The sequence below is a fragment of the Larkinella knui genome, assembly GCF_003858645.1.
Taxonomy (GTDB): Bacteria; Bacteroidota; Bacteroidia; order Cytophagales; family Spirosomataceae; genus Larkinella; species Larkinella knui.
Genome location: NZ_RQJP01000001.1, coordinates 818,079 through 834,956 on the forward strand (window position 1 = coordinate 818,079; position 16,878 = coordinate 834,956).

The window sequence follows — 16,878 nt, forward strand, 5'->3', positions numbered from 1 at the left end:
ACGATGCGCAAAAGCCTGGCGAAAAAGAGGTTTAAAAAAGAATAACCGATTTGATGTGAGCCGCCCTGGCCAGCATCATATCGGTAAAAGCCGTCACGCCGTCATCCAGCGAGTAATAGTGAACCCACGACGTGACGTCTACTTTCCCGGAAGCGATTAAATCCAACGATTCTTCGATTTCCTGCTGCGTGGCAGCGTAGGTGCCAATGAGTTGCTTTTCGGATAGAATAATGTCGTACGAAAAAAAAGACCGGGAGTTTTCATAAAGACCGATGAGCACAACTGCCCCGCCGGGCCGAACGGCTTTCAGGGCCTGCTGGTTGGTTTGGGAACTCCCCACGGCATCGACGACCAGATCGATTCCTTCCTGGTCCGTATATCGATCAATAGCGGCAACCAGGTCTTCCTCCGAGGAATTGATGGTGGCCGTAGCACCTAATTCCCGCGAAATGGAAAGCCGTTCGTCCCGCAGATCGGCTACGTAAACTTCAACGCCCAGCAGGGATTGAAAGGCCTGCTGGGTAACCAGTCCGATGGGACCGGCCCCGATCACCAGAACTTTTTTAGGGTTCAAATGCCGGGTCAGGTTCACGATATGAATGCCATTGGCCAGCGGTTCGGCCATACAGGCGGCTTGTGGCGTTATCGTCTCCGGCATCGGCACCAGGCAATGGGCCGGTACGTTCACGTATTCCCCGAAGGCTCCCCCCCGATGCATCCCGAAAATTTGCCGGTTTTTGCATAAGTTCGTTACTCCGCGTTTGCAGGAATCGCACGTTCCGCAGGACACCACGCTATTGCTGGCCACCCGATCGCCTTTCGTAAAGCCCGTTACGTCGGCACCCATCTCTTCAATAGTTCCGCAAAACTCGTGGCCCATAATCAAAGGCGGGATCCGGCGCGGACTCTGGTTTTTGAAGGTTTCCAGTTCACTCCCGCAAATGCCGCAAGCCAGTACTTTCAGCAAGACCTCATCCCCGGAAAAAGAAGGGAATGGCCTTTCTGCAATCGTGAGTTTTTTAAACTCCGGATAAAACAGTGCTTTCATAGGTAGCTGACTTTCAGAATTGAGCGACGGCTCGTATGGGGGAGCCGTCGCGGCCTTGTAGGTTGAGCGGAAATCCCATGAAGGTAAATTCATCCGGAACCTGATCCAGATTCGTCAGGGTTTCCACAATGACGATTTCTTTTTTCAGCAGGATGTGATGGACTTCATACCAGTCGCGGCTGGGCGTTGGGGTGTCCATGCCCAGCATCCGGATGTTTCGGTCGGCCAGATACGCACTGGCTTCCTGAGTCAGCGACGGGAAATTTTCGAAGAAATCATCCTTCCCGAAGTTTTTGTACCACCCCGTGTCGTAGATGATTTTGGCCTCGGGCACCAGCAGATGTTCATACGGCAAAAAATCATCCACGGTAATTTCTTCCCGGGCCGCTTTGGGGATTCGCAGGACGTGCACTTTCCCATAAAACCAGTCTAATGGCATCTGGTCCAGTGTTTTGCCATCATCCAGAAAGTGGTACATCGCGTCCAGGTGCGTACCCTGGTGCGACCCCATCACGATTTGCGTAATGTTGTATTTCAACGTCCGGGTGGTTCCGTGCGGAACGATGCTCAACTTAGGGTCAGACGGAAACGTTTGCTGCCCGTGTACCAGGGGATGGGATAGATCGACAAGTTTCATCGTTTATTTAGCTAGATAGCCGCCATCGACCACTAAGTCGCTGCCGGTAATGAAGGAAGAATCGTCACTGGCCAGAAAAGCGGCCGCTGCGGCTACTTCTTCGGGACGTCCCTGCCGGTTCAGTAAGTGCATGGCCGAAGCCCGACGATCTTCGTCGTCGATGTTCAGGCCCAGTTTTTCGCACGAATGGATGAAGGCGCTGGTGTAGATGTAGCCGGGGCACAGGGTGTTCACCCGGATCCCAAAAGCCGCCAGATCCTGCGCCCAGCATTTGGTTAATCCCCGAATGGCGAATTTGGTGGCGTTGTACGTAGCAAAATTAGCTTGTCCGACAAAACCGCTCACCGATGAAAAATTGATGATGCTGCCACCGCCGTTCTTTTTCATTTGCGGAACAATGTATTTGGCCATCAGCGACGTACCGCCAATATTGACCGCATTGATCTGCTGCCATTCTTCCGCCGTAGCTTCCACGCCTTTGAAGATGAACCGGGCTGCGGTATTGATCAGCACATGAGCGGGGCCAACGGCTTGCTCAAGGGCCGCGCAGGTTTTCTCCACCGCCGTTTCATCACTGATGTCCAGTTGCCAGAAGTGGGCACCCAGGGCGGCTGCTTTCTGATTCGTATCGGGCTGAAGATCAACCAGAACCACTACACAGCCTTCTTCAGCCATTCGGATGGCGGTGGCATAGCCCAGATCGCCCAGACCACCGGTAATGACTACGGTTTTATTTTTTAGTCCTCTCATTGTTCCGTCACCTTCATTTTACGGCATTGATCATTCCACTTTTAGATCGTACTTACCCGAGCCCAGTTCCAGCAAAACCGCATCCGCTTCGACTTTGTAATTCCGGACGAGCTGGCCGTTTTTATAAATTCTGGAAGCGGCTTTCGCCGGTAAATAGACGGTTGCCCGGGTGTTTACCGGAATCTCTACCTGACAGCGAAACCGGTTGGCGGTTTTGGTCCAGCTGGTTTTGATCCAGCCGTAGGGCGAATGGAAACGGCCCCTGGCCCACGTCAGATCCCCTACTGGCTGGGGCCGAATTTTCAGGTGCTTAAAGGCGACGGAATTTTCCGCCTGGGCAATACCGGCAATGCCCTCGTAAAACCACTCCAGAATATGGCCCATCGCCAGTTGATTCTGCGATGATTTGCCATCCCAGGTTTCGACCAGTGCCGTAGCCCCGTGTTTTAGCAGATACCCGTAGCCCGGCACATCGTCGCGGTTGGTCATAGTAAACAGCGTTTCGGGGTGACCATTTTCGTAGAGCGCCCTGATCAGATACCGGTTTCCAACATCGCCGGCCGTCAGCCGGTTGGCGTCAACAGCCTGAATGTTCGTCACCAGGATATGGAGCACATCTTTTTTGTATTTTTCTTCCACCAGACCCATACTGATCGGCATCGCCATAGCGGTTTGGCTACCGGTCGCATACCGTTTTTTCTCCGGATTAAAGAACTTTTTATTGAAGGCGGTTTTAATCATTTCGGCCCGATTGCGATATCGGGCGGCATCGTCCGGTTTTCCGATCAAGTCCGCCATGGCGCTTAAGGCGGTGATGGAATGGTAGTAATACGCCGTAGCCGTAACGCCCACGGGTGTCACTTTTCCAATATCCAGCCAGTCGCCCAACCCGTACAGGAGCAGGTTGTCGGTCGCCCGGCTTTCCAGAAAATCCGCATACCGGGTCATCATCCGGTAGGTTTTGCGGATTACCGACGTATCACCGTAAAACTGATACAAAAACCAGGAATCCAGGATCGCCGTTGTGCCCCATTCGGGCGAATCGACAAAAGGGCCTTCGAATTTAATGTACTCCGGGGCAATGTCGGGAACCAGGCCATTTTCGTGCTGCGCGTCGGTCATGTTCTGGATCAGACTGCGGTACAGATTGTACACATTGTACGTATAGTTGATCGCCGTGCGCATAAAATTCTGCTCACCCTGCCAGCTTAGTTTTTCCCGTTGGGGATTATCGGTGATGTAACTTTGCAGATTGCTTTTTATCGCCCAATCCGTCAGGGTATAGATCCGGTTGAACAGCGCATTCGAGCACGCAAACGTACCATTGGCCGGAGCAGCATTGCGATTGTGAAGCACTGTCAACCCTGTGACCAGCGGCAGTTGACTGGACTCATCTTGGTTGACCCGGACACCTTCGATCTGAACGTATCGAACGGCAAAATAGGAAAACCGGGGCTGCCAGGTTTCTTCGCCATCTCCGTTTAGCGTATACGAATACGAATGGGGTGTAACGCCATCCGCCTGATTGACGGTGCCATCCGCATGAAGCAACTCCGCCGGCGTAATCTTCAGGGTCTGTCCCGCTTTCCCTTTGACGCTGATGCGGGGAATCCCCGAGCAGTTTTGGCCAAAATCATACACGACGGTATTCGGTCCGACCACCGTTGTTTTCCTGACGGTCAATGAATCCAGAAACCGAACGGGGTAATCGATTTCGGGCAACAGTTTCCCTTTTGGCCTAGTTACTAAAACTGCATCCTTCCAGGTCTTATCGGCGAAACCGGCCGTATTCCAGCCTTTTTGCTCCAGGCGGGCGTCATAATCCTCCCCGCCATAGATGGTATTGAACGTAATGGGCGACGGGGCTGCCTTCCAGCTTTGGTCAGAAATCAGGTGATCCGTGCGGCCATCGGTGTACGTAATTTTCAGCAGGGCAATCAGTTTGGGGTTGCCAAACGTGCCCGTTCCTTTCACGTACCGCTCCTGCGAAATCGAGTAGAACCCGTTGCCCAGTATGACACCCAGCGCATTGCTTCCGGGACGTAGTTGCTGGGTAATATCGTAGGTATTATAGAGGATGGTTTTGTCATAGCTGGTCCAGCCGGGAGACAAAAATGCGTCCCCAATGCGCCTGCCATTGATACTGGCCTCATAATGACCTAAGCCGCTGATAAACAGGAGCGCTTTTGCCACTTTCCGGGTCGTTGTAAATTCTTTACGCAGCAGCGGAGACCGGGCGTTTTTAAAAATCCGGGGATCTCCCGCCTTCATTTTCAGGTGAACGAAGGGCACAACCCGCCCGGAATCGGGCCAGTCTTCGTAGCCGATCCAGCGGGCATTTTGCCAATCCGCAGGGGTAAATAGGCCGGTTGTGAACTGTTGCGCGGCACTCCAGGCCGACGATTTTTTATCCGTGTCCCATACCCGAACTTTCCAGAAATACGTCTGCGCCGACTGAAGTGCTTTCCCCGAGTAGTGAACCTGAAGGCTACGATCACTTTTCACCACACCGGTATTGAATACATCAAACTGGCCAGCCGTTAAATTCGCTTGCGACGAGGAAATAACCACTTGATACGCCGACTGCATAACCGCTTCCTTTGGGGATTGCATTTCCCAGGAGAAAAACAGATCGCCAGGGTTAATGCCGACCGGATCAGCCCGATTGTCGCACAAGGCGGCCACCACCCGCAATTGCGCTTTTACGGCAGGACTTAAGAAAAGCAGGAAGACGACCAGAAACGGTATTTTTTTATACGTCATCGTTTTATCGTACTTCATAAAGCTACGCGAAACGTATAACTACCGGATTGCACGAGTAAGGCAGTCCCGGCATCCGTAGTCTCCATAACCCGGATATCCGTTGATCCGGTGATCGGTTGCCCGTTTTCGCGGATGTTCTTCCCGGCTGGCAGGAACACGGTAGCCGTTGTATTGGCCGGAATCTGAACGGATACCTGGAAGGTGCCGTTATCGACTTTCCAGTCTACGGCAATTTTTCCGGCGATGGAATGATACGATCCTTTAGCCCAGGTCAGGCTGCCTCCCAAACGCGGTTTAATGGTAAAGTGTTTGTAACCAGCCGAATCGGGGTTAATGCCCAGGATGCTTCGGTACATCCATTCGCCGACGGCTCCGATGGCGTAATGATTGAATGAATTCATACCTACGTTCTGAAAACCGCGGCCCTTTACGTAGCCGTCCCAGCGTTCCCAGATGGTGGTTGCTCCCTGGTCGATGGAGTAGATCCAGGACGGAAACCGGCGGCTTTCCAGTAATTTATAGGCCACATCGGCGTACCCGTATTCCGACAACTGATTCATTAACCGGATCGTTGACTGAATGCCGGTCGAGATCCGGTAATCATACGCTTTGATGGCCTCTACCATATGGGCCGCGGCCTGTTTCTTCAGCTTTTCGGGCACCAGGTCAAAATCCAGCGCGAGGGCGTAAGCCGCCTGCGTATTTCCGGCAAGGGTACCGTCGTCGGCCACGTATTGGCTGACAAACCGGCTCTTGATCGCGTTTGCCAGCGAGTCATAATACACGTAATCCGGCTGATGACCCAGCAGCCGGGCCACTTTTGCAACGGTTCGGGTTGAGTTTCCAAAAAAAGCCGTTGAGTAGATGTCATTGTCTACTTTTCCACCCTCTTTCGGATAGTCGTCAGCAATAATGGTATTTCCATTCAGCCAGTCGCCGTACATGTTCCCCCGTTCATTTTTCCACAACAAATCCGGATTGGTCTGGAGAATGTGCTGGATGTAGGCTTTCATCGATGTATACTGGCGGGCCAGAATGGCCGTATCGCCGTAGTTCTCATACATCCGCCAGGGGACCAGAACGCCCGCATCGCTCCAGCCGGGGGCATTGCAATAGCGGTTCCACTTATCAACCTGTGGCGTATAATCCGGGTAACGTCCGTCGGCCCGTTGACAATCGGCAATATCCCGCACCCACTTGGTGAAAAACGCACTCATGTCCAGATTGAAAATAGAGGTCTGGGAAAACACCTGGGCATCGCCCATCCAGCCCGCCCGCTCATCCCGTTGCGGACAGTCGGTCGGTACCGAGTGCATATTGCCCCGCTGGGTCCATAAAATATTGGTCCACAATTTGTTAAGATCGGGCGATGAACTTTCAAACGCACCGGCTAAAGGCGCAGCCGACGCAACCACTTTCCCCGTTACGTTGGTCAGTTCAGGTTCCCGGGTAAGGCCGGAAATCTCGACGTACCGAAATCCATGATACGTAAAACGCGGTTCGTAGTCAATGGATTCTTCTGACCCCGGTGTATATACGTCTATTTGCTTGGCGGCCCGCAGATTGCTCACGTAGAGTTGCCCCTTTTCATCCAGCACTTCACCGTGCCTGAACGTGATGTTTTGGGCTGGATTGTACGGAAGTTTAAGGTTTACCCACCCCGCTATGTTTTGCCCCAGGTCAAAGATGTACGTACCGTCCTTCACCTTGACCACCGTCACCGGCCTAATTTCCTGGATCACCTTGATTGGCTCGTTGCCTTGCGCGTTGAGTGTTTTTGAGACGGTTTTGTCAACGACCGCTGATTTCCACCCCGAGTCGTTAAAGGCAGGTTCCAGCCACTTAGCGGGTAGCAGTTTCGCATTAAAATTTTCTCCGTCGAAGAGGGATGCCATTTGGATGGGACCGTTTTCCAATAGCTTCCAGCTGGCATCGGTCACAATCTGGGTTCGGGTACCATCGTCAAACAGCAGCTCCAACTGCCCGATCAACCGCCGGTCGAATCCATACGCACCCCGATCCGGATGAGAAAAAAGGCCACCCGCATACCAACCATCTGCCAGCATCGCACCCAGCACATTGACGCCATTTTTTAGGGCTTTCGTGACGTCATAGGTCTGATACTGAACTCGTTCGTGGTAATCCGTCCACTCCGGTGCCAACACCTGATTCCCGGCTTTTTTTCCGTTAAGGGTCATTTCATACATTCCCAAAGCGCTCGCGTAGAGGGTGGCCTTTTTAATTTTTTTCGTTACCGTAAACGTCTTCCGTAATAAGGGTGATGCGGGTATGGACGATTTGAACGGCTTCCGATTAGCCGAGCTGCCGGTGTAAGCACCATCCGTCAAGTTGGCCGGGGTCCAGTTTTCAGCGGAAAAGGCGGGATACGTTGCGTACGGAATGGAGGCTACGACCGGTTTTTTCAAGGCAACATTTTCGGAACGGGCATTGATGGCTTCCAACTCGGCAAAGGCGTAGGCATACTTCCCTTCGTACGCTTTTCTGAGTTTGCTGACAACGACCCGGATGTATCGACCGGTAACGGGCGTAATCGGTTTACGGTACGGTTCCATCCCTTTCTGATCATAATCCCGGGCGCTTTCATCCACCATAACCGTTGCCTTTTTAAAGTCAGCGGTAGTCGATGCCAAAATTTTGAAACGCCGGGGGAATAAGTATCCGTTGGCGTGAAGTTTATAATCGACTGGATACAGTTTAATTTGACGAATGTCCTGTTGCGAGCCCAAATCGACAGTAACCCATTGATTACCCGCATTCTCCGTAGCACTAAAACCCGACTGAAAGCTGTGCCAGATGTTGAACTTTGCACTGTCAGGTACATTTTCATTCGGCGCTCCAATCCAGTTCGCCTGCCAGTCCTCTTTATTGAGCAGACCCATCGACCAGCTGGCGATCGGACTCCACGCACTAACGTTCTTCCCGGCATCCCAAACGCGGACTTTCCAGAAATAGGTGGTCCGGGAAACCAGTTTGCGGCCGGTATACCTCACTTGACTGGCCCGGTCAGAAGCCACTTTTTTCGAATCCCATACCGCAGCGGCATCGTTTACCAGAGCCAGGGAATCCGTACTAACTAAAATCTGGTAAGCCGACTGAGCCTGTGCTCTCCGGGCCGAAACCAATTCCCAGCTCAGGCGGGGCTGGGTGACGTCAATCCCCGCCGGATTTACTAAATACTCCGTCCGAAGATTACCAATTTTCAGATCCGTATTTTGCTGGCCACCGTAGGCTATAAAGGTAGACAACAGCGCCAGGAGATTAAACCATAGAATCTTCATTGATAAAGCTTGAAAAGTAGTGACTGTTACAAGCCGAAAACGGATTGCGGCTCATGGTTGCGTTTTGTGTATGTACTATGTACTAAATTTTCTATAAAAACGTATAAATACCGCCTTGTAAACTTACTGGTTTGGAGAACTCAAGAATTCCAGTTTAATAGCCAAAAATGATACTTTTGTGCCATTTTTTCGGTTATTATTACCACTTTTAGTTAACGATAAGTAGTTTTATAGGCGATATACCTCCTGAAGTGGTAGTTGTTAACCCACATCTTCCCAAGCAAGTCTGAACGTGGATTATCCGGGTCTGTGAATCCTGATGGAGCCGTATGGGTGATTTTGTTAATCGACTTTTGCTACTTAAACCCTTTTTTATAGTCCATGATTTACTTAAAAACCACCCTGCTTCTGCTATGGGTTAGTCTGAGTGTTCAAGCCAAAGATTACCCTGCGTCGTTTTTCGGCATTTATTCGGATGGCTCGACACTCAACACGCGTTCGATTCAGTACGCTGTCGATTATATTCATTCAAATGGGGGTGGACGGCTCGTGTTTTACGTCGGGCGGTATCTGACGGGATCGATTCATTTAAAATCGAATGTAACGCTGCATCTGGAAGAAGGAGCGGTGCTGATGGGATCACTCAATCCCTTCGACTACGACCGGCACGTCTGGACGGCGCTGGTATTTGGCGAAAATCAGCAAAATATTGCCATTACCGGTAAAGGAATAATCGACGGGCAGGGGCGTCAACTGGCCCGGAACATCGTGAATGTCATTCAGAAAGGACTCGTCAAAGACCTGTTTCGCTTTGATCGCCCGGAGGCCGAAGCGCGTGCCGTCCTTATTTACTTCAAGGGATGCCAGCGGGTAAAACTTCAAGCCGTAACGTTGCGTAATGCAGCGAGTTGGGTGCAAATTTATGATCAGTGCCGCAACGTACAGCTGGCAGGCATTACGGTCGACAGCAAAGCCTACTGGAACAACGACGGCATCGACATTGTGGATTCGGATAGTGTAAGCGTTACCGACTCCTACATCGATTCAGCCGATGACGGTATTTGTTTGAAATCGCATGATGCCTCGCAGGTGTGTCAGAACATCTACGTGCGCAACTGTACGATCCGGTCGAGTGCCAATGCGATCAAATTTGGTACGGCCAGCTACGGCGGTTTTCGAAACATCAAAATGGTGCAGAATAAAGTCTACGATACCTACCGCTCCGCCATCGCCCTGGAAGCGGTGGATGGCGGTTTCATCGAAAACGTCGTTATTGACAGTTTACAGGCTATCAACACCGGAAACGCCATTTTTCTGCGAATCGGCGAGCGGGTCAAAGGTAAAAAAGGCCGTCTTGAAAACGTTTGGCTAACGAACATCCGGGTCGAAGTGCCCGCGACTAAACCCGACGCCGGCTATGAGTATGAAGGCCCGATCGAAGACATGCCTCGAAATGTCTCTCCTTCGTCGATTGTCGGCATGCCCGATGCCCTGATCTCGAACGTAACGCTGAAAAATGTGGAAATCATTTATCCGGGTGGGGGAACTTCGATGGTGGCCAATGTACCGACTACGGCGCTCGACAAAGTACCTGAAAAACCAACGGCTTACCCGGATTTCTCGATGTTTGGCGAACTACCCGCCTGGGGTTTTTATCTACGCCATGCCCAAAACATTCGGTTCGACAACGTCAAACTAACCTGTTTGAAAAACGACTATCGTCCCGCCGTGGTGCTCGATGACGTGAAACAGGCCAATTTAAAACCCATGCTCATTACGGACCCCGACCGAAAAAAACCGCCTGTCCATGCCGCTCATTCCACCGGTTTGACCTTGCCGGGGCGGTAACCACTCCGCGCTTTCTTTTCCTGAAATTGCCCGTACTCACGGAATCGGGGGCAGAACCCAACTTTTAATTCTTTTACCAAGAAATTGTCGCAATAAATTCAGTTTATGGAGTTTAAATGGATTTTGAGTGCCTTCCTGTTTTTTCTGGCGGTTTTGGGGCCAAAGGCTTTTTCCCAGAAAACAGAACAGGTCAGGGTCGAATGGAAAGAAGGAGCGACGCCATCCGGCACGGTTCAGTTGCAGCACGGTATTCTGCGGAAAATCGAATTGTCGGCCGGAAAAGGGAAGATAAACGCCAATGCCTTTCAGGTGAGGTCAGGCAGTCGCCCGGGCATCCGGATTGCGATTGACAGCGCCCGGACCGACTATGGGCCCGGGGCTACCGTCGTTTCCATTAAAACGGCAACAAATCCTTTTTCATTTTTTCTTCGGGATGTGACGTCCAATTCCCCCATTTTTATGCCGGATTATGGTATCGTGGTTTTGAACGCTTCGGACACGCGGTCTTACCGGGAAGTGGAAACCGCCGTACGGTCCAGAAAAACATTGACCAAGCTCCAACGGATTGAAACCGGGAAAGAAGTTTCCTTTTCCTCGGTTGAGAAGTCGGTCAGAAACATGACCGTACCCACCTGGCTGGGGACCAGCCGGGATTTTCGGATTTTCGAGGTTGTCGAGAACCTCCCGGACGCATCCCAGGGCGAAGCTACGATTATTTCGCCCAAGCGGTCGTCGACTGCGTTGCGACTGGCCGAGACCAAAAATGAACCGGTCCATTATCTGTACACGTATGGGCGGGGCGTTGGCGTACAGGAGAATGTCGCGCGTCGGCTTGAACAGGGTACGTTGCCAATTTTACACTCAACGCTGACCGACGACGAGGTCGTTTACAAATCTACCACGTTTGTATCCCTGGAAAAATCACCCTTGGCGGAGCTGAAAGGAACCGACTTTCTGGTGGCCGACAGTTTCAGTGGCGGTCACATGTTCACCAAAGAGCAGCAGGAATGGGTGAAAACCAGATCGGAGAAAGCACTCAATCCGGACGAGGAAACCGTTTTGATTTTCAGATCGGAGGTCGTCAATACCGGCTCCGTGCCCCGGTACGCCTGGTTCAAGACGCCCCGTCCGGGCACCGCCTGGTGGCAGAAATTTCCGTATGCTTTCGATCCCAGGACCGGTTTTTCAGCCTTTTCGGAAAACCGGGTTTTCTGTATTTCCAAACTGAACGGAAAACCGCTGCCGGGTGAGGAAATTTCCATATTGCTGCAACCCGGCGAAAAGGCGCTGTTCGATTTTTTTATCCCCCACAGTCCCGTTTCCCGGGAACGCGCTACGCAACTGGCGACGCAGACCTTTGAACAGCGGTACGCCGAAAGCAGGGATTTCTGGCTCGCCAAACTAGACAAAGCTGCGCAAATCCACGTCCCCGAAAAGCGAATCGACGAAATGATCCGGGCCGGTTTGTTACACCTCGACCTGATTACGTACGGCACTGAACCCAACGCTACGCTGGCTCCGACCATTGGCGTCTATTCACCCATCGGAACGGAAAGCTCGCCGATCATTCAGTTTTATGCCTCCATGGGCTGGAACGAAAGTGCCAAACGGTCGTTGGATTTCTTTCTGGACAAGCAGCATGAAGACGGTTTTATCCAGAATTTCAACGGGTATATGGTTGAAACCGGGGCGGCTTTGTGGAGCATGGGCGAATACTTCCGGTATACGAACGACCGGGAATGGGTCGGGAAAATAAAAGCAAAACTCCTTAAATCCTGTGATTACCTCATCGCCTGGCGCAACCGCAACAAGAAGGAAGAACTCCGCGGCCGGGGCTATGGGATGATCGAAGGAAAAGTAGCGGATCCCGAAGATCATTTTCATCAATTCATGCTCAATGGCTACGCCTACCTCGGCATGAGCCGTTGTGCCGAAATGCTGGCCGGTATTGACCCCGCCCAATCTGCAAGGCTCCGAAAGGAAGCGGACGCCTGGAAAGAGGATATCCGCCAGTCGTTTTTTAATTCGGTGGCGTTGTCGCCGGTGGTTCCCCTGGGCGATGGCACCTGGTGTCCAACGGCCCCGCCCTGGACGGAAGGGACCGGTTTGAGAGGGATGTACCAGAAACGCGAAATTTTCTGGTCGCATGGTACGTTTACGGCACCGGATGGGATGCTGGGTCCCATGCATCTGGTTTTTTGCGAAGTACTGGACCCGCAGGAGCCCGCGGCTAAAACCCTTCTGAACTATCACAGCGAGCTTTTCTACCAGGAAAACTCAGCGTTTAGTCAACCCTATTACAGCCGCCATAACTGGATGCAGGCCAAGCTGGGGATGACCAAACCTTTTTTGAGCACCTACTACAACACGTTTGCGGCCCATGCCGATCGGGAAACTTACACGTTCTGGGAACATTTATTTAAAGTCAGTCCGCACAAGACGCACGAGGAAGCCTGGTTTTTGATGGAAACCCGCTGGATGCTTTATCTGGAAGAGGGGCCAACCCTCCGGTTGTTCAATACGGTGCCGCGGCAATGGCTGGAGCAGGGCCAGAAAATAACGCTGACTAATGTCAGGAGCTATTTCGGTCCGATTACGGCGAATGTGACTTCGGAAGTAGAAAAGGGGTACATCACCGCTACCGTGAGCTGCACGGATCCACGGAAACCGAAAGAAGTTTTGATCCGGATACCGCACCCCGCCGGTAAAAAGCCGGTGAATGTAGCCGGAGGCATCTACAACGAACAGACGGAAACCGTCTCGATTAAATCCTTTTCAGGCCAGGCCGAAATCCGGCTCGACTACTAATTACTTGCTTCCAGCCCCGGAAAACGTGTTGCCCGCTACCAGAAGGAGCATCGGCAATAGAAGCAAAATGGGAGGGAGTGCCGGTTTGTTCTGCTTTGGTTAGGCTTCCGTATACTGCATGACGTCTTCAACCCGGAATTTAACCAGCTCGATAATCCGGGCATCGGGCCTCAACAGGGGCGGAATAGCCCGAAGCGCACTTTCTTTGTTTTCAAAATCATAGATGAACCACAATTTGTGAACACCGTCTTTACAGCCCCAATGGGCCTGGGAAATGAGGTGCGAACCGGAAGTCAAAAAAACGTTTATAACCTTCTTACATTCCGACACTTTTTCCGAGTGCGGAATTTCAACCAGATACGTTGGCATTTTCTGTGCGTTTATTGGTTCGTGATTACGCTAATTTCAATTGCTTAAAGTCCAAACCAGCGGGCTTTTCGGCTGGAGCCGAAATGGTCCTTGTCGGCTACCAGCATCTCGGAAGGTTCGTGGTGAGTTCCCTGGGGTTTGGGGCCGGAGAAAAAATCGACGTCCACCCGGCCCACCTTGCCTTCGCCAAATTCGATGTAGCAGGAACCGGCACCGGTATAAGCCGTTGCGTTTTCTTTTCCTTTCAAGGAGGCCAGGATGGAATGGGCCGCAATCCTGGCCGCTCCCTCCGCAAAAACACCGGCTTTTGGCGTGCCTACGCTGGTGACATCACCGATGGCGTACACGCCGGGAAACCGGGTCAGCAGATCGGTTTTCGTGACCGGTATCCAGCCATTTTCGGCCAACCCGCTTTGCAGGACCACATCCGGGGCTACGTGTTTCGGAATACCGAGAAATAAATTGTACGGCATTTCAGAACCGTCATCCAGACGAATGACCTTCCGGGCTGCGTCGAGCGAATGGACTTTCCGCTGCGGAATGAACTGGATGTGTCGTTCCTCAAACGCCCGCAGCAACGCTTTCGACGTATCGGGCGACGGCGGAATTGGTGAGCCAAACGGCATGACCAGACTGATCGTACAGGCATCCCGAACCCCGCGTTTGAGGAGGTAATCGTGCAGCATCAAAGCCGCTTCGCTGGGGGCGGGCGGACACTTGAACGGTGCTCCACATACGCCGACGATGGCGTGCCCGCTGGTAAACTGAGGAATCACATCCCGCAGTTTCTCGGCCCCGGCAAATGAATAATACTCATTACCCCCTTCGGCCAGTCCGGGGGTGGCAGAAAGGTCGTAGTTGGCCCCCAGCGCCACCACCAGCACATCCGCTTCGTAGGTTCCGCCACTGGTGGTAACCCGTTTCGCCACCGGATCAATGGCCGTAATGGTTTCCTGCCGGAACCGGAGACCCGGTTTGCCAATAGGGCGGTACGGAATTTTAACGGCATCGGCCCCTTTCCGGCCAAACATCACATCCAGTTTGGAAAAGCCGAAGAAAAATGAATCCTGCTGGTCGATCAGTGTCAGATCCAGATCGTTGCCGAGGGCTTCCGAAAGGATCGTGCTGAGTTCCAGCCCGCCGAAGCCTGCTCCGAGTACCAGTACACGTAATTTCATGGTGCGGATTTTAATTGGATGATCCAATGGGCGTTATCTTCAGTTTAACCCCAAACAGTTTCAAGACGGCCGTTAGCGGTAAACAAAGGCCGGTGAGGGCCGAAAAAAGAAAACTGATTGCCGGAACGTAAATGAACCAGTGTACGGTCGAAAAACCGGTCAGGTAGATGCCTGTCCAGATGATCGCACTTACCAGGGCAAACCAGGCCCGCAGCGATTTGGGAGCGATTTCCATTGTGTTTCAGGATTGATTTCAGGAATAATTAACCCCTATGCCCGGGAATAGGACCTGAGCATAGGGATAGGGGGGAGGCTTGCTAGTTGCCCGGTTGAGCCACCATGCGCAGGTACGGTTTTATGGTTTTCCAGCCGTTGGGGTATTTTTCTCGGGCTTCGGCATCCGAAACGGCCGGAACGATAATCACATCGTCGCCCTTTTCCCAGTTGACCGGCGTCGCCACTTTATGCGCTGCCGTCAGCTGCATCGAATCCAGCACCCGCAGGATTTCGTTGAAGTTTCGCCCGGTGGTCATTGGATAGGTCAGGTGCAGCTTGATTTTTTTGTCCGGACCCACCACAAAAACCGTCCGCACGGTGTGGTTGGTGGCCGCCGTCCGGCCCTCCGACGTGCCGGGCTCTTCGGCGGGCAGCATATCGTACAGTTTGGCAACCGCCAGATCCGAGTCACCGATCATCGGATAATTGACCGGATAGTGCTGCGTTTCTTCAATGTCGGCTTTCCATTTCAGGTGATTCTCGACCGGATCGACGCTCAGGCCGATGACTTTGCAGTTCCGTTTTTCAAACTCGGAGGCAAGCCGGGCCATGTAGCCCAGTTCGGTGGTACAAACCGGCGTAAAATCCTTCGGGTGCGAAAATAGAATGGCCCAGCCGTCGCCCATCCACTCGTGAAACTGGATGGTTCCTTGTGTCGTTTCCGCCCGGAAATCGGGGGCAATGTCGCCTAATCTGAGACTCATGGTTTTTGATTTTTGGAGGGTTGTAAATAATCAGAGGAGCATGTATCGTTTCCGACACTGTTCACATACGTAATTTTTAGGATTGACGGCTCCTAACGTCACCAGTTTAATAAACCGCCCGGCAAGGGATCGTTTGGCAACCAGCACCAGGTTACCGCCACACGAATGGCAGCGAATACCCAGAATAGTCCGTTTGATGATGATTTTGTCCAGATCGAGCAATCCCATAGCCGATCCAAAAGTGGATCGAACCGAAAGCTTTGCCAAAAAAAAGGGACGAATGCGTCCGACGAGGGATGAAGGTGGGGAACTTGGGGAAGAATGATGTTACCGGCTGCGAATAGTCGTGTACATCAGCGATAGGAACACGGATGGGGCGGATTGAACGGATCAGAACGGATTTTAATTTTAATCTGCGCGAATCCGTTCAATCCGCTCCATCCGTGTTCCTATCATCAGGATTCAAGGCCCAAAGCTTTAAAAAGTTCGTCCCGGTACGACTTCCCGATGGGAATCTTACGGCCTTCCAACGCAATCTCAGTCGGGAATATTTCATCGATGAGGCTCAGATTAACCGAAAAACTCCGGTGAATGCGCATAAACAGGGCCGGATCGAGTTGTTCCACAAAATCCTGGATGGTAGAGCGCACCATAATTTTCTTGTGGGATTTCAGGTGCAGGGTTACGTAATTGGCGTCACTCTCCAGAAAGAGCAGCTCATTAAAATAAACCTTTCGAAACACGTAACCTTCCTTGACAAACACAAAACTCCGGGCAGAATTCGACGCGGCCGGTGCGGGTTTTACATCCGTGCGGTTTCCCGTAAAATTACTGAACGCAATTTCGATGGCGGCAAACAGTTCTTCTTTCGTAAACGGTTTGACAATATAGGCGTGCGGTTTGACGGTTTTGGCCCGGTCAATCGTTTCAGAATCGCTGTTGGCCGTTAAAAAAATAAACGGAATCGGATGGCTTTCGTTCAGTTTTTGGGCCACATCGATCCCGTCTTTACGACCGGCTAACTGGATGTCGAGCAGCACCAGATCCGGTTTGTCCTGCTCGAGCATGGCCAGCGCTTCGGTAAAATTGATGGCCGGGCCACACGATGAATACCCCAACTCCCCGAGCGTATTCAAAATGGTTCGGGCAATCACCAGCTCATCTTCTATAACGCCTACTTTTAAAACAGCCATGGGCT

13 protein-coding genes are annotated in these 16,878 nt (G+C 52.1%); 2 read left to right on the forward strand and 11 right to left on the reverse strand.

Features of this window, described 5'->3' with window-relative positions; all coding sequences use genetic code 11:
• Positions 1–31: 31 nt before the first annotated feature.
• The 5 genes from EHT87_RS03225 to EHT87_RS03245 are packed head-to-tail and all read right to left on the reverse strand — an operon-like array spanning position 32 to position 8,497.
• Entirely contained in the window at positions 32–1,048 is a 1,017-nt protein-coding gene (locus tag EHT87_RS03225) for a zinc-dependent alcohol dehydrogenase (RefSeq protein ID WP_185716128.1), read from the reverse strand.
• Between the two features lie 13 nt (positions 1,049–1,061).
• Positions 1,062–1,685, reverse strand: coding sequence for a cyclase family protein (locus EHT87_RS03230; RefSeq protein WP_124903793.1), 624 nt, complete (start codon positions 1,683–1,685; stop codon positions 1,062–1,064).
• Positions 1,686–1,688: 3 nt separating this feature from the next.
• Positions 1,689–2,435 (reverse strand): SDR family NAD(P)-dependent oxidoreductase, encoded by a 747-nt coding sequence (locus EHT87_RS03235; RefSeq protein WP_124903795.1) that lies wholly within the window; start codon positions 2,433–2,435, stop codon positions 1,689–1,691.
• A 30-nt stretch (positions 2,436–2,465) separates the two neighbouring features.
• Positions 2,466–5,216, reverse strand: a complete 2,751-nt coding sequence (locus EHT87_RS03240; RefSeq protein ID WP_124903797.1) for a family 78 glycoside hydrolase catalytic domain — start codon at positions 5,214–5,216, stop codon at positions 2,466–2,468.
• On the reverse strand, positions 5,213–8,497 hold the full coding sequence (locus EHT87_RS03245; protein ID WP_124903799.1) for a family 78 glycoside hydrolase catalytic domain: 3,285 nt from the start codon (positions 8,495–8,497) through the stop codon (positions 5,213–5,215). The genes EHT87_RS03240 and EHT87_RS03245 overlap by 4 nt, the downstream gene beginning before the upstream one ends.
• Positions 8,498–8,878: 381 nt before the next feature.
• Here EHT87_RS03245 and EHT87_RS03250 point away from each other — a divergent pair, with 381 nt between their 5' ends.
• The gene (locus EHT87_RS03250; protein WP_124903801.1) at positions 8,879–10,345 is read left to right on the forward strand and encodes a glycoside hydrolase family 28 protein; all 1,467 of its coding nucleotides are present in this window, start codon (positions 8,879–8,881) and stop codon (positions 10,343–10,345) included.
• 105 nt (positions 10,346–10,450) lie between these two features.
• Complete coding sequence (locus tag EHT87_RS03255; protein WP_124903803.1) at positions 10,451–13,153, forward strand: glucosidase family protein; 2,703 nt, start codon at positions 10,451–10,453, stop codon at positions 13,151–13,153.
• Positions 13,154–13,252: 99 nt separating this feature from the next.
• Here the strand turns inward: EHT87_RS03255 and EHT87_RS03260 are convergent, their stop codons facing one another.
• The 6 genes from EHT87_RS03260 to EHT87_RS03285 form a co-directional block, all read right to left on the reverse strand.
• Entirely contained in the window at positions 13,253–13,522 is a 270-nt protein-coding gene (locus EHT87_RS03260; protein ID WP_124903805.1) for a hypothetical protein, read from the reverse strand.
• 44 nt (positions 13,523–13,566) lie between these two features.
• On the reverse strand, positions 13,567–14,700 hold the full coding sequence (locus EHT87_RS03265) for an NAD(P)/FAD-dependent oxidoreductase (RefSeq protein ID WP_124903807.1): 1,134 nt from the start codon (positions 14,698–14,700) through the stop codon (positions 13,567–13,569).
• Positions 14,701–14,710: 10 nt separating this feature from the next.
• On the reverse strand, positions 14,711–14,935 hold the full coding sequence (locus EHT87_RS03270) for a hypothetical protein (protein WP_124903809.1): 225 nt from the start codon (positions 14,933–14,935) through the stop codon (positions 14,711–14,713).
• Positions 14,936–15,017: 82 nt separating this feature from the next.
• Positions 15,018–15,680, reverse strand: coding sequence for a peroxiredoxin (locus EHT87_RS03275; protein ID WP_124903811.1), 663 nt, complete (start codon positions 15,678–15,680; stop codon positions 15,018–15,020).
• 30 nt (positions 15,681–15,710) lie between these two features.
• The gene (locus tag EHT87_RS03280; protein WP_124903813.1) at positions 15,711–15,947 is read right to left on the reverse strand and encodes a hypothetical protein; all 237 of its coding nucleotides are present in this window, start codon (positions 15,945–15,947) and stop codon (positions 15,711–15,713) included.
• 188 nt (positions 15,948–16,135) lie between these two features.
• Positions 16,136–16,873, reverse strand: coding sequence for a LytR/AlgR family response regulator transcription factor (locus tag EHT87_RS03285; protein ID WP_124903815.1), 738 nt, complete (start codon positions 16,871–16,873; stop codon positions 16,136–16,138).
• Between the last annotated feature and the right edge of the window lie 5 nt (positions 16,874–16,878).

Excerpts from the sequence above, each read along its gene's own strand:
- EHT87_RS03260 (WP_124903805.1), bottom strand. The coding sequence starts at position 13,522 with ATGCCAACGTATCTGGTTGAAATTCCGCACTCGGAAAAAGTGTCGGAA.
- EHT87_RS03275 (WP_124903811.1), bottom strand. The coding sequence starts at position 15,680 with ATGAGTCTCAGATTAGGCGACATTGCCCCCGATTTCCGGGCGGAAACG.
- EHT87_RS03265 (WP_124903807.1), bottom strand. The coding sequence starts at position 14,700 with ATGAAATTACGTGTACTGGTACTCGGAGCAGGCTTCGGCGGGCTGGAA.
- EHT87_RS03230 (WP_124903793.1), bottom strand. The coding sequence starts at position 1,685 with ATGAAACTTGTCGATCTATCCCATCCCCTGGTACACGGGCAGCAAACG.
- EHT87_RS03245 (WP_124903799.1), bottom strand. The coding sequence starts at position 8,497 with ATGAAGATTCTATGGTTTAATCTCCTGGCGCTGTTGTCTACCTTTATA.
- EHT87_RS03285 (WP_124903815.1), bottom strand. The coding sequence starts at position 16,873 with ATGGCTGTTTTAAAAGTAGGCGTTATAGAAGATGAGCTGGTGATTGCC.
- EHT87_RS03270 (WP_124903809.1), bottom strand. The coding sequence starts at position 14,935 with ATGGAAATCGCTCCCAAATCGCTGCGGGCCTGGTTTGCCCTGGTAAGT.
- EHT87_RS03250 (WP_124903801.1), top strand. The coding sequence starts at position 8,879 with ATGATTTACTTAAAAACCACCCTGCTTCTGCTATGGGTTAGTCTGAGT.
- EHT87_RS03235 (WP_124903795.1), bottom strand. The coding sequence starts at position 2,435 with ATGAGAGGACTAAAAAATAAAACCGTAGTCATTACCGGTGGTCTGGGC.
- EHT87_RS03255 (WP_124903803.1), top strand. The coding sequence starts at position 10,451 with ATGGAGTTTAAATGGATTTTGAGTGCCTTCCTGTTTTTTCTGGCGGTT.
- EHT87_RS03225 (WP_185716128.1), bottom strand. The coding sequence starts at position 1,048 with ATGAAAGCACTGTTTTATCCGGAGTTTAAAAAACTCACGATTGCAGAA.
- EHT87_RS03240 (WP_124903797.1), bottom strand. The coding sequence starts at position 5,216 with ATGAAGTACGATAAAACGATGACGTATAAAAAAATACCGTTTCTGGTC.